We start from the raw sequence: 12,909 nt of genomic DNA, 5'->3' as shown, positions 1-12,909 counted from the left end.
CCGCTTGAGTGAATCGACCGAATGCGCCTTCGCTGTCGCCTGTCGTTCCGACCCATCACCGAAAGCCGACACACGCAGGCGTATGCTGCGCCGAAGGCACTGACCCGACCGGGCGCCGCTGCTGATCGGATGTTCCAATGGCCATCTCGTCCAGTCCTGCTTCACCCACGATTGCGCCGGCACACCTGCTGGTGGTGGATGACGATACCGAGATAGTCCGGATTCTCAGCCGCTACTTCGGCGGTCACGGCTTTCGCGTCAGCACGGCCGGTGACGGCATTCGCATGCACCATGTTCTCGACAGCGAACCGGTCGATATCGTGATGATGGATATCGGCCTGCCCGGCGAAGACGGCTTCAGCCTGACCAGAAACCTGCGCGAACACTGGCGTGGTCCGGTGATCATCGTCACCGGGCGCGGCGAATCGGTGGACCGTGTCGTGGGCCTGGAACTCGGCGCAGACGACTACGTCACCAAGCCGTTCGATCTGCGTGAACTGCTGGCTCGCGTGCGCAGCGTCCTGCGCCGCGCACGCGAGCCAGCCAAGGCGGCTGTCGAGACGAACGGGCCACGATGCCTGTCGTTCGATGGCTGCGTCCTCGATCCGCAATCGCACAGACTATCGGGCCCGCACGGCGAACCCATTCCGCTGACCAGCGGCGAATTCGCCTTGCTGCGGGTTCTTGTCGAACATGCCAACCAGGTGCTTACGCGCGACCAGTTGATGACGCATATCCATGGCCACGATGCCGGGCCGTTCGACCGCTCGATCGATGTGCAGATCGGGCGCCTGCGCCGCAAGATCGAACCCGATCCCGCCAACCCGCAATGGATCAAGTCGATTCGTGGCACGGGCTATCTTTTCTCGCCCACGGTCCGGCGGATATAGGCGCCATGTTCAGCAAACATGCCCCCGACGCCGATCTGTTCCGCGCGCTATTCGAAGCGGCACCGGATGCGATGATCGTGGTCGACCGGCAGGGTACGATCGTGCTGACCAATGCGCATGCGGAGCGCCTGTTCGGCTATGCAGCAAGAGGACTTGTCGGCCTGCAGGTGGAAGCGCTGTTGCCGGCCGCCCTGGAGCAGGCGCATATCGCCCATCGCGCGCATTACACGTCCCATCCGCGCGTGCGCGCGATGGGCGCCGGCTACGAGTTGACCGGCGTACGTGCCGATGGCCAGTCGTTTCCGGTGGAAATCGGCCTGAGCCCGGTCGCTGCCTCGCAGGGAACGCTGTATGCGGCATCGATCCGCGATATCTCCGAAACGAAACGGGCGCGCCAGGCCCTGGAGCGCGCGCGCTTCGATGCCACCATGGCCCAGATAAGCCGTCGCCTGCTCGCGGCGACGCTTCACGAAAAAGCCATCGACGACATTCCCAAGTTGGTGGCAGCCACCCTCGACATTCCAGCAGCGGCGATCATCCTGATCCATCCCCACCATGCCGGCCTGCACGCCCTTGCGTCGACAGGTTTGCCGCAGGCAGTGCTGGAGAGCTTGTCGGGCGATCCCCTCATGCGGGACATAGCGCACAGCAGGACGTTGCAGACCGACGAGCAGCCGCCCTTGCAAGTTGGCGTCATCGAGGTTCTTCGCGGCACATGCCCGTCATTGGCAAGCGATTACCGGGACGCCGCCCTCGTATCGCTACCCGATCGGCATGAGTCCATGGGGTTGTTGCTGGCACTTGCGCACCGAAAGGATTATTTCGACCGGGACCGGCTGAATTTTCTGCAGATGGTTGCCAATATCCTGGCCGCGTCCATCCAGCGCGGACGCAGCGAGGAGCAACTGGCGCATTCGCAGCGCCTGGACGCACTCGGTCAACTCACCGGCGGCATCGCGCACGATTTCAACAATCTGCTGACCGTGATTTCCGGCAACCTGCAACTGCTGGAAATGGACCTGCCGGAGGATCCGGCAACACGGAAAACCCTCGCCAGCGCATCGCGCGCGGTCGAGCGTGGCGCGGCGCTTACCCGCAAGCTGCTTACCTTCTCCCGCCGCCAGCATCTGTTGCCGCGCGCCGTGCACACCGTGCAACTGCTGGCCGACCTGAGCGAAATGCTGGGGCGGACCCTGGGCGAACGCATCATCGTGACCGCCGAGTGCCCCAACGACGTGCCGGCGGCATACGCCGACGAGGGAGAACTGGAAGCGGCCCTGATCAACCTGGCGCTCAATGCACGCGATGCGATGCCGCACGGCGGCCGTCTTGCGATCACGGCGCGCTCTTGCGCCATCGCCAAGCCAGAGGAAGACACCGGGCTTGCGCCTGGCCTGTACGTGGTCTTTACGGTATCGGACAACGGTGAAGGCATCCCGCCAAAAATCATGGAACACGCGCTGGAGCCTTTCTTCACTACCAAGGAAGCGGGCAAAGGCAGCGGCCTCGGGCTGAGCATGGTCTATGGCTTCGTGAAACAGTCCGGCGGTCATTTCCATATCGAGAGCCAGGTGGGCTATGGCACGCGCGCCGAGTTTTTTTTGCCGGCCGCGGTTTCGACTCCTGCGGAAGAAGCGGTACCCGCTCCTTCGCGCCATGGTCGCGAGACCGTGCTGGTCGTGGAGGACGAACCGGAGGTAAGGCGTGTCGCTGCTGCCTTTCTGCGCGCGCTGGGCTATATCCCTTGCGAAGCGGCTGATGCCACCACGGCGCTGGAGCAGTTGGCGAAGCACACGGAAATCGATCTGCTCTTCACGGATATCGTTCTGGGCGGGGAGATGACGGGGTTCGAACTGGCCGCGAAGGCGCGCGAGCGGCACCCCCGCCTGCCGGTGCTTTTTACCTCCGGCTACGAATACGCATCGCTGGACATCGATACCCGTGCTTTCGGTGTCTTCGAGTTGCTACGCAAACCTTATCGCCGCGAGCAACTCGGCGCAGCCATCCGCCGCGTGTTCGACCATGGCGGCAGCGCGTGACGCCGCTCAATTCAACGCAGCGCCAACCCCAGCCATCGAACGCAGTCCATGGACATCCAGCACGCGCACTTCGCGGCGCTGCACGTCGATGTAGCTCATGTCATGCAGGTGGGACAGCGCGCGGCTGACGGTTTCGTGCTTGAGTGCCAGGAAGCTGGCCATGTCGATGCGGCTCATGCGCAAGATGAAGTGCTTCGCGCTGTAGCCCAGCCGCGCGTAGCGCGAGGCAACGTCGAGCAGGAAGGCGGCCACGCGACGCTCTGCCGCCAGCGTGCCAAGCATCAGCATCCATGAACGATCACTGCGGATTTCCGCAGCCAGGGCCGAGGTCAGGCGCGCATGCATTTCCGGCACATGCAGGCAGGCGCGCAACACTGCCGGATATGGCAGTTCCCACGCCTCGCTGCCTTCGAGCGCAATCACGTCGCTCGCATAGGCTTTCAGGCCGATGGATTCCACGCCGATCAGGTCACCGCGCATGCGGAAGCCGGAGACTTGTTCACGACCGTCGTCGGCAAGTTCGCAGATCTTGTAGGAGCCGGCATGCACCAGATAGATCGCATGGAACGGCTGCCCGGCGTGATAGATGTTCTGTCCGGCGACATGCTTGCAGCGCCGCATCGGCACGTGCTGACGGATGGCCTCGATATCGAGACCGCAAGCGTCGCCGGAGGCCGCCATGGCCATGGTGGCGTATGAGTTGATGGGGCCGTACGAGTTGCCCGCCTGCGTGGCGAAGGTGTCTGTTGCCGGCATTGCCATGGCACTTGACCTCGTGATGCCGTCCGGTTGACGACGGGATGACTCTAAGGCCGGCGCGTAACGGCCATAGGTCGACTCGACAACGGTTTGTAACGGTTTGTAACGCGCATCACGCATTGACCTTGTGCCTCACCAGGCTCAGTGCGCCAGCAATAACGGCAATGATGCGTGCTTGAGCACGTGGCGCGTCGTACCGCCCAGTATCAGCTCGCTCATTCGAGAGTGTCCCCACGCGCCCATCACCAGAAAATCCGCGTGCATGGCAAATGCTTCGACGAGCAGTGCTTCGCCAGCATTGGCTGTAGTCGGAAACTTCTGCACCGAGTGCAGCGTGATGCCTTGCCGCACAAGCCAGTCGCGCACCGGCAAAGGTGGTGGAGTGATGCCGGGCAATGCATCGCTGGCCCCATCGACAAGGCACACCTTTTTGGCCTCGCGCAGGAACGGCAGGGCGGCACGCAACGCACGCATGGATTCCTGTGTGCTGTTCCACGCCACCAGAACCCTCTCCTGCCGGAAACTCCCATCCCATTTCGGTGGAACCAGCAACATGGGAGAAGCTGCCGTGAGCAATACCCGCGTCACGTAGTCCATACCGGTGGGATAGCCGGCTTCATGATTGGGCAAACGGCTTACCGTGATGTCCGCCATGCACGAACGCCGCGCCAATGCCGGCACGTAGACGCCACGAATCACTTCCCAGGCACCATTGACGCCGTGTTGGCAACATTGTTTCGCCCACCAGCTATCGCATTGCCCGGCTTCGTGCTCCTGCATGGCCAGCGCGGTCATGACATCGGGCATGGCCATGGTCGAGGGAAATACCTCGACGATATTCAGCCCCGTCGCATAGGCATCATGAAGGCCCGCCAGGGTCAACCCCGTTTTGACCACGGGATTGTCATCGCTCATTTCTTCAACGTTGACCAGGATCTCGAACATGACGGCGCTCCCGGGCTGGATTCGATGCGCCAACACTCGTCAAAACACCGGTCAGTCCGCTTGATCTGGGTCAACTGTTGCCGAAGCCGCTCGGGATCGTCCCGCGCAAGGGCGCGATCTCCATTTCACTTGATCCCCGTCAAGCGCCTGCGGGCGGCAACTCGTTAAATAAATTGGGTACAGGCCCACAACCAAGCGAGGTCGCCGCCATGTCTTCCATCCAGAAACAACCGCAGGGCGCTCTTGAAGGCGATCACTGGATCGAGTCCCTGCGTGACGGAACACGAGTGCTGGTGCGCCCGCTGAAGCCGCAGGATCGCGCCATGGAAGAGGAGTTCATCCGCCGGCTTTCACCCGAGGCGCGACGCTTCCGTTTCCTGGGCAATTTCAAGGAACCTGACAAGGCCATGCTCGACCGACTGATGCACGTGGACTACGTCCACGATATGGCTTTCGTGGCGTTGGCCCACGACAACGGCCATCTGCGCGAAGTGGGCGTCAGCCGCTATTCGGCCACGGACGACGGCAAGCAGTGCGAATGTGCCGTCACGGTGGCCGACGACTGGAGGCATCGCGGCCTGGCGGTCCTCCTCATGCACCACCTTATCCACGTCGCGCGCCAGCAAAAACTGACCCGGATGTTCTCGATCGATGACATCAACAACGAGCCGATGCGCGAACTGGCCACGTATCTTGGCTTCAAGCGCGAATTGCATCCGGACGATCCTCGATCGGTGGTGTATTCGTTGGCCCTGTGAAAGCTGATCGACAGCGCTGAAAATGCGCGTTTGGCAGCATGGTTTTTCATGACCAGCCTCGTCGAAGTGGCATTCAAGCAGCCACCGGGAACCGCGTTGCGGAGCACCGATCGGGATAAATGACAGGCGTCATGCATGCGGAAACACACTCGGTGGATTCCCGAGGTTTCAGCGCGGTCACGGCAGCATCTTCTGGACAAATCGATGACAGCTTACGAAAGCCGTCAGGGCCTGTCTTGATGTCGATCAGCCTAACGCACCCGCCCCGGCAGGCGATTACGCAACGAATTGACCCCGATCAACATCGCGGCAATCGCTCAGGCCACCATGACCTCAACGTGACTGTGTGCAAGCGACATCTCAACATCCTGGAGGCTCTATCCATGTCCACCGAAGCCGCTGTGAGTCGGGAATCAGTCACTGCGCAACGAAATACGCTGTTCCAGCACATGCTCCTGCCAATCGACGGATCGGACCTGTCACTGCGGGCTTTCGGCGTGGGTCTGGAGTTGGCCAAGACATTGGGCGCCAAGGTATTGGCGCTGCACGTCGTACCGCCTTTCAACTCCTTCGTCTACATGACTGAACTGATTGCCGCTGCAGAACTGAGTTACAGCCAGCAGGCGGTGAAAAGCGCCACACGCTACCTGGATGAGGCCAAGAAACTGGCCAAGGCTGCACAGGTACCCTGTGAATGCCATTACTCCTTCGGTGAACGTCCCCACGAAGCCATCCTGGAAGCCGTTCGCGAACATCATTGTGACCTGATCGTCATGGCTACCCATGGTTGGCATGGATTGAACCGCTTGATTCTGGGCGGCGAAACACAAAAGGTCCTGTTACGAAGCAAGATCCCGGTACTCGTCTGCCGGTAATGGACTATTGGCGGGGGCCGCGAGCGAGCGCGTGCAATCTGCAGGGGCACCAAGGATCGCCAGTGACACCGGCATACCAGGAGCGACTGATCGTCGTTTTTTTGGATGGATGCCCACCTCAGGATCACGGCCAGGCGCTCCATCTTCTCGAGGATTGGAGCCTCCTCAAAAAAACCGGGTAATTCAGTCACAAGATTGGATTGGCGGGCAATGACTTTGTACGTTGTACCCGGCTCGGCTGACTTCCCTTGATTTGCTGCAACCAGTCGTAACCGTCTTTTGGCTGCAAGGCGGTGCGGACGATGTCGTGGGAACTCGAGATGCGACGTGCATCGCCGCCACCATCGAACTCGTTGTGCCTACGCTGCAATAAGGAATTGAGGTGTTTCATTTTCCTGGACCCTGTGCCGATGAGCGATTGATGGGTCGGGCGTGACTGGAACCGAGTGGACAAGTGACGCCGCCGACGACCTCGCAGCGGATATCGGGCCTGTTGCGTTGTCTTTGAATGGTGTCCATGCGATCTGTGTGTTTCCGCAGGCGAACGGCGCGCACTCGTGGCGTTGACGCGCTGAGTGTTCGTGCAAGGAAACACACTGGTTATCTCGAAGGAACTACTGCCGGACGGCATCGGGCCCATGTTCAGGCCGCAAACATTCGAAGCCTGATCATGAACAAGTCGTTCCTTTCCCTGCTGATTGCCGTCCTGTTTGGCGCCGTCGCCCTGGCAACGCCATCGCTGGGTCGCGGTGCCACGTTCCACGACGGGGACTATGTCCGGATCGGCGTGCCGAACCTGCCGCAGGCCGTGGCGTTTTTCCGGGATGTCTTGGATTGCCAGCCAGTCAACCCGATGTCGGCCGAAGGTGCGCGCCAGTCCAGGCTGATGGTCTGCGACTCGGACTCCATCGTGGAGATCTTCGACAACCATGGGGTCGTTTCCCCCTCCTCGGCACGTCCGACAGGCTCCCGTGATGAGCCCGTCCGCTTCGTTTCCAATGACGTGAGGAATGCCGATCGATGGCTGCGCAATGCCGGCGTCCGCGTCATCGGGCCGCCGCACACGCTGAGTTCCGGGCCGGATGCCGGCCAGACCGTAGTGGATTTCGTGTCGCCCTGGGGACTCAGGTTGCAGCTGGTCAGCTGGGGCTCGAATGTAGCCACGGCGGGGCCGTGATTCGCGTTCAACGCCGTGCGCGGAAGAACTCACGCAGCATGCAGGCGGACTCTTCGGCCAGCAGGCCGCCGGCAACCTCGATGCGGTGATTGTGCCGTGCGTCCACAAGGGTATCGAACACGCTGCCGGCGGCTCCGGTCTTGGGGTCGGTGGCCGCGTAGACCACGCGGCCGACACGGGCGTGGATCATCGCCATCGCGCACATCGAACACGGCTCCAGCGTGACATACAGCGTGGCGCCAGACAGGCGGTGATTGGCGAGTTTTTCGCCGGCGGCGCGCAGCGCCATGACTTCGGCATGGGCGGTCGGGTCGTGCAGGGTGATGTTGCGATTCCAGCCCAGACCGACGATCTCCCCGCCTTGCACGAGCACCGCACCCACCGGCACTTCGTTCTCCGCATCACGGGCGTGGGCCGCCAATTGCAGCGCACGCCTCATGTACTGCACATCGGCAGCCGAGAATTCGCTCGAGGTTTCTGAAATTTCGTCAGTCATTTCAATGTATTGATGACTTTTCATGAGAAAGCCGGCAAATTGCCGGCCTTCCCATTGCGCACGCAAGTGGTTGATTTTCTATTCCCACTCGATCGTGGCCGGTGGCTTGCCGCTGATATCGTAGACTACGCGAGAAACACCTCGTAATTCATTGATAATTCGATTGGAAACCTTGCCGAGGAAGTCATAGGGCAAATGCGCCCAGTGCGCGGTCATGAAGTCGATGGTCTCCACGGCGCGCAACGCGATCACCCATTCGTAGGCTCGCGCATCGCCGACCACGCCCACCGACTTCACGGGAAGGAACACCGCAAACGCCTGGCTGGTCTTGTCGTAGAGGTCGGCCTTGCGCAGTTCATCGATGAAGATCGCATCGGCCTGGGCCAATAGCTCGGCATATTCGCGCTTTACCTCGCCGAGGATGCGCACGCCAAGACCCGGACCCGGGAACGGATGGCGATAGACCATGGCCCGCGGCAAGCCAAGCTCCACGCCGATGCGACGCACCTCGTCCTTGAACAGTTCGCGCAGCGGTTCGACCAGCTTCAGCTTCATGTGCGCCGGCAGGCCACCGACGTTGTGGTGGCTCTTGATGACGTGGGCCTTGCCGGTCTTGCTGCCGGCAGACTCGATCACGTCAGGGTAGATGGTGCCCTGCGCCAGCCATTTCACCTTGCTGCCATCCGCGGTGATCTTGCCCGACTCCTCGTCGAAGATCTCCACGAACAGGCCGCCGATGATCTTGCGCTTGGCTTCCGGATCGGCCGTGCCTTCGAGCGCCTTGAAGTAGCGGTCCGCGGCGTCGACGCGGATCACCTTGACGCCCATATGCTCGGCCATGGTGGCCATCACCTGGTCGCCTTCCTGCCAGCGCAGCAGGCCGGTATCGACGAACACGCAGGTCAGCCGGTCGCCGATTGCCTTGTGCAGCAGCGCGGCAACCACCGAGGAATCGACGCCACCGGACAGGCCCAGCAGCACGTGATCGTCGCCGACCTGCGCGCGTACACGGGCAATCTGGTCGTCGATGATGTTGGCCGCCGTCCACAGCATGGCGCAGCCGCAAATCTCGGTGATGAAACGCTTCAGGAGCGCACTGCCCTGCTTCGTGTGGGTCACCTCCGGGTGGAACTGCACGCCGTACCAGCGCTTGTCCTCGTTCTCCATCACCGCGACCGGGATGCGATCGGTGGTGCCGGTGACGACGAAACCCGGTGGCGCTTTCGACACGTGGTCGCCGTGGCTCATCCACACGTCGAGCTTGTGACTGTCGGCATGATCGCTGAGGCCATCGAACAGACGACTGACTGCGGCGATGTCCACCGTGGCATGGCCGAACTCGCGGGCATCAGCTGCTTCGGTGGCACCGCCGAGCTGGGCGGCCAGGGTCTGCATGCCGTAGCAGATGCCGAGAATCGGCAGGCCCGAATCGAATACTTGCTGCGGGGCTTTCGGCGCGCCGGCCAGCGTGGTCGATTCCGGACCACCGGACAGGATGATGCCCTTGGCGCCGAACGCGGCGATCTCGGCCGGGTCATGATCCCACGCCCATATTTCGCAGTACACGCCAAGCTCGCGTACCCGCCGCGCGATCAGTTGCGTGTACTGCGCGCCGAAGTCGAGGATCAGGATCTTGTCGGAATGGATGTTGGTCATTGCATGGCCGGGAATCGGGATTGGGGAATCGGGAATGGAACAGCCGGTTCGTTTCGTACCCGGCGCATATGGGAAAACCGGCAAGAGGGAGAGCCGCTTTCAACGATTCCCCATTCGCGATTCCCCATTCCCTGCACTCAGGAGTTCAGCCGATAGTTCGGCGCTTCCTTGGTGATCTGGATATCGTGCGGATGCGCTTCGGTGACGCCGGCGGAGGTCACCTTGACGAACTGTGCCTTGTTGCGCACATCGTCGATCGTGGCTGCGCCCAGATAACCCATCGACGCGCGCAGGCCGCCAATCAGCTGGTGGATGATGTTGCGCAGCGGGCCACGGTACGGCACGCGGCCTTCGATGCCCTCGGGCACCAGCTTGTCGGCGTCCGCCTCGTCCTGGAAGTAGCGATCCTTCGAGCCGAGCTGCATGGCACCGATCGAGCCCATGCCGCGATAGCTCTTGTAGGAGCGGCCCTGGAACAGCTCCACTTCGCCAGGTGATTCCTCGGTGCCGGCGAACATCGAGCCGAGCATTACCGTGGACGCGCCAGCGGCCAGTGCCTTGGGGATGTCGCCGGAATAGCGGATGCCGCCGTCGGCGATCAGCGGGATCTCGTCCTTCAGTGCGGTGGCGACCATGTCGATCGCGGTGATCTGCGGTACGCCGACACCGGCGACCACGCGGGTGGTGCAGATCGAGCCGGGGCCCACGCCCACCTTGACCGCGTCCACGCCCACGTCAAGCAGCGCGCGCGCCGCTTCGCCGGTGACAATGTTGCCGGCGATCACCTGCACCTGCGGATAGTGCTTCTTGACCCAGCCGGCGCGTTCGATCACGCCCTGCGAATGGCCATGTGCGGTGTCGACCACCAGCACGTCGACGCCGGCATCGACCAGCGCGGCGACGCGCTGCTCGGTGTCGCCGCCGACACCGACCGCGGCACCGACCAGCAAGGCTTCGTTGCGGTCTTTCGCCGAGTGCGGGTTGTCGCGCGCCTTCTGGATGTCCTTTACGGTGATCAGCCCGCGCAACTGGAACGCGTCGTTGACCACCAGGACTTTCTCGATGCGGTGCTTGTGCAGCAACAACAGCACGTCGTCCTGACTGGCGCCCTCATGCACGGTCACCAGCTTCTCCTGGCGGGTCATGATGTTGCGCACCGGGTCGTCGTGCTTGCGCTCGAAGCGCAGGTCGCGGCTGGTGACGATGCCTACCAGCTTGCTGCCGTCGACCACCGGTACGCCGGAGATGTTGTGCGCATGGGTCAGCCGCAGCACTTCGCGGATCGAGGTGTCCGGGCCCACCGTGATCGGGCTGCGGATCACGCCGGCTTCGAACTTCTTGACCAGGCGCACTTCGGCAGCCTGCTGCTCGGCGGTCATGTTCTTGTGGATGATGCCGATGCCGCCGTTTTGCGCCATGGTGATGGCGAGGCGGGCTTCGGTGACCGTGTCCATGGCAGCGGAGACGATCGGGATGTTCAGGCGCAGGCCGCGGGTGAACCGCGTTGAGGTATCCACGTCGCGCGGCAGCACGATGGAATGGCCCGGAACAAGGTAGACGTCGTCGTAGGTCAGGGCCTCGGCGAGGATACGCATGCGATAAAGTCCCGCTGCAAAGAGGGGATTATACGCGCCCTGCCGTGAGGCTCGCCAGCCATGCAGCTGAATACCGCGGCAACACCGGCGTAAACGGATGGGCTCATCCTCACGCAATTGGCATCAGGCAGAGCCGGCGGACAAGCGTCCGCCCCACTACAAGGCGCGAGCGTTCCCCTACGATCTCCGCGCTTCGGCTGCTTCCAGCGTGTTTTCCATGAGGGTGGCCACCGTCATCGGGCCTACCCCGCCGGGGACCGGCGTGATCCAGCTGGCACGTTCGGCGGCTGCGGCGAATTCGACGTCGCCGACCAGCCTGCCGTCATCAAGCCGATTGATGCCCACGTCGATCACCACCGCACCGGGCTTGATCCATTCACCCTTGACCAGTCCGGGCTTGCCCACCGCGACGATCACGATGTCGGCCTGACGGACGAAGCTCTCCAGGTCACGGGTAAAGCGATGGCAGGATGTGGTGGTGCAACCGGCGATCATCAGTTCCAGCACCAGTGGCCGTCCGACGTGGTTGGACACCCCTACCACCACCGCATGCTGGCCACGCACCGGACGATCGGTGTGGCCGAGCAGCGTCATCACGCCCCTGGGCGTGCACGGGCGCAGGCCGAAACGACGCAATGCGAGACGCCCCACGTTGATCGCCTGGAAACCATCGACGTCCTTGCCCGGATCGATCCGATCGACCAGCGCGTCCTCGTCGATATGTTCCGGCAGTGGCGACTGCACCAGGATGCCGTGCACGTCGGCGTCGGCGTTGAGCCGGTCGATCAGCGCCAGGAGTTCTTGCTGGGTCGTGTCTGCCGGCAGGTCGTAGCCGAACGAGCGAAAGCCGACTTGTTGGCAGGCCTTGCGCTTGTTGCGTACGTATACCGACGAGGCTGCGTCGTTGCCGACAAGCACCACCGCCAGCCCGGGAGCAGACAACCCTTGCGCCACCCGCTCGGCAACACGCAATCCCACCCGGGCCAGCAGTTCCTGTGCGATGCGTTTGCCGTCGAGGATGCGTGCGCTCATGTTGATGCCATGCCGAAGATTACCCATTATCGCGGCTCGGCATGATGTGTACAAACGATGGGCACGCATGAGCACGGACGATATCCCCCCGATCACGCTGGAACTGGCCGACGGTCGATTGCATCTGCGTCCCTGGCAGGATCGCGACGCGGTCGCCCTGTTCGATGCTGTCCGCGAGTCGATAACCGGGGTGGGTCTCTGGCTACCCTGGTGTCATGCCGATTACAGCCGGAACGATGCCGCCGCATGGATCGCGTACTGCCAAACTGGCTGGCTTTCGGGCGAACATTTTGCGTTTCCGGTGTTCGACGCGACCACGGGCGAACTGCTTGGCGGCGCCGGACTCAACCAGCGCAACCGGCTGCATCGCAGCGCCAATATGGGTTACTGGGTGCGCCAGTCACGCCAAGGGCAAGGCGTGGCCACAGCGGCGAGTCGGCTGGTGGCGGGTTTCGGTTTCCAGTGGCTGGGCCTGGCCAGGATCGAGATCGTCGTCCTGACTGACAACCGGCCAAGCCTGCGTACGGCCGAAAAAATCGGCGCCCGGTTCGAAGGCATCTCCCGTCACCGCTTGTGCGTGCGCGAACAACCCCACGATGCCGCGGTGTACGGGCTTGTGCCGGAAGACCTGCGCTGACTTGTTGCATGACGCAACCCGGCGATCGGTCGGTACTGCATCGTCATGCC

13 protein-coding genes are annotated in these 12,909 nt (G+C 62.5%); 6 read left to right on the top strand and 7 right to left on the bottom strand.

Going from position 1 to position 12,909, the window contains the following annotated elements:
- The first annotated feature begins 137 nt into the window (after window positions 1–137).
- Both CIW53_RS17120 and CIW53_RS17115 read left to right on the top strand, forming a co-directional pair.
- Window positions 138–890, top strand: coding sequence for a response regulator transcription factor (locus tag CIW53_RS17120; RefSeq protein WP_149365935.1), 753 nt, complete (start codon window positions 138–140; stop codon window positions 888–890).
- Window positions 830–2,929 carry a PAS domain S-box protein gene (locus tag CIW53_RS17115; protein WP_149365934.1) on the top strand — a complete coding sequence of 700 codons (2,100 nt, stop codon included), beginning with the start codon at window positions 830–832 and terminating at the stop codon, window positions 2,927–2,929. Before CIW53_RS17120 ends, CIW53_RS17115 begins: the two co-directional genes overlap by 61 nt.
- A 6-nt stretch (window positions 2,930–2,935) precedes the next feature.
- Here the strand turns inward: CIW53_RS17115 and CIW53_RS17110 are convergent, their stop codons facing one another.
- Both CIW53_RS17110 and CIW53_RS17105 read right to left on the bottom strand, forming a co-directional pair.
- The gene (locus tag CIW53_RS17110) at window positions 2,936–3,691 is read right to left on the bottom strand and encodes a helix-turn-helix domain-containing protein (protein WP_172969719.1); all 756 of its coding nucleotides are present in this window, start codon (window positions 3,689–3,691) and stop codon (window positions 2,936–2,938) included.
- Window positions 3,692–3,829: 138 nt separating this feature from the next.
- Window positions 3,830–4,633 carry a universal stress protein gene (locus CIW53_RS17105; protein WP_149365932.1) on the bottom strand — a complete coding sequence of 268 codons (804 nt, stop codon included), beginning with the start codon at window positions 4,631–4,633 and terminating at the stop codon, window positions 3,830–3,832.
- Between the two features lie 77 nt (window positions 4,634–4,710).
- Here CIW53_RS17105 and CIW53_RS17100 point away from each other — a divergent pair, with 77 nt between their 5' ends.
- A complete protein-coding gene (locus tag CIW53_RS17100) occupies window positions 4,711–5,391 on the top strand; it encodes a GNAT family N-acetyltransferase (RefSeq protein WP_343192625.1) in 681 nt (226 codons plus the stop codon).
- A gap of 383 nt (window positions 5,392–5,774) precedes the next feature.
- Window positions 5,775–6,266, top strand: a complete 492-nt coding sequence (locus CIW53_RS17095) for a universal stress protein (protein ID WP_343192623.1) — start codon at window positions 5,775–5,777, stop codon at window positions 6,264–6,266.
- A gap of 187 nt (window positions 6,267–6,453) precedes the next feature.
- Here CIW53_RS17095 and CIW53_RS17090 read toward each other — a convergent pair whose 3' ends face one another.
- Complete coding sequence (locus CIW53_RS17090) at window positions 6,454–6,657, bottom strand: hypothetical protein (RefSeq protein WP_149365931.1); 204 nt, start codon at window positions 6,655–6,657, stop codon at window positions 6,454–6,456.
- A gap of 279 nt (window positions 6,658–6,936) precedes the next feature.
- Between CIW53_RS17090 and CIW53_RS17085 the strand changes: the two genes are divergently transcribed.
- Entirely contained in the window at window positions 6,937–7,443 is a 507-nt protein-coding gene (locus CIW53_RS17085; RefSeq protein WP_149365930.1) for a VOC family protein, read from the top strand.
- A 7-nt stretch (window positions 7,444–7,450) separates the two neighbouring features.
- On the opposite strand, the gene tadA is transcribed toward CIW53_RS17085, so the two are convergent.
- The 4 genes from tadA to folD form a co-directional block, all read right to left on the bottom strand.
- Window positions 7,451–7,939: a tRNA adenosine(34) deaminase TadA gene (gene tadA, locus CIW53_RS17080; RefSeq protein ID WP_149365929.1), complete on the bottom strand. Its 489-nt coding sequence runs from the start codon at window positions 7,937–7,939 to the stop codon at window positions 7,451–7,453.
- Between the two features lie 78 nt (window positions 7,940–8,017).
- Window positions 8,018–9,595: a glutamine-hydrolyzing GMP synthase gene (gene guaA, locus CIW53_RS17075; RefSeq protein WP_149365928.1), complete on the bottom strand. Its 1,578-nt coding sequence runs from the start codon at window positions 9,593–9,595 to the stop codon at window positions 8,018–8,020.
- Window positions 9,596–9,732: 137 nt separating this feature from the next.
- On the bottom strand, window positions 9,733–11,190 hold the full coding sequence (guaB, locus tag CIW53_RS17070) for an IMP dehydrogenase (protein ID WP_149365927.1): 1,458 nt from the start codon (window positions 11,188–11,190) through the stop codon (window positions 9,733–9,735).
- Window positions 11,191–11,367: 177 nt separating this feature from the next.
- Complete coding sequence (gene folD, locus CIW53_RS17065) at window positions 11,368–12,222, bottom strand: bifunctional methylenetetrahydrofolate dehydrogenase/methenyltetrahydrofolate cyclohydrolase FolD (RefSeq protein ID WP_149365926.1); 855 nt, start codon at window positions 12,220–12,222, stop codon at window positions 11,368–11,370.
- Between the two features lie 67 nt (window positions 12,223–12,289).
- On the opposite strand from folD, the gene CIW53_RS17060 reads away from it, so the two are divergent.
- Window positions 12,290–12,859: a GNAT family protein gene (locus CIW53_RS17060; protein WP_149365925.1), complete on the top strand. Its 570-nt coding sequence runs from the start codon at window positions 12,290–12,292 to the stop codon at window positions 12,857–12,859.
- Window positions 12,860–12,909: the final 50 nt, after the last annotated feature.

The sequence above is a fragment of the Rhodanobacter sp. T12-5 genome, assembly GCF_008329435.1.
Lineage (GTDB): Bacteria > Pseudomonadota > Gammaproteobacteria > Xanthomonadales > Rhodanobacteraceae > Rhodanobacter.
The sequence above is the reverse complement of the archived record's forward strand: the minus strand, read 5'-3'. Positions and strand labels throughout refer to the sequence as shown.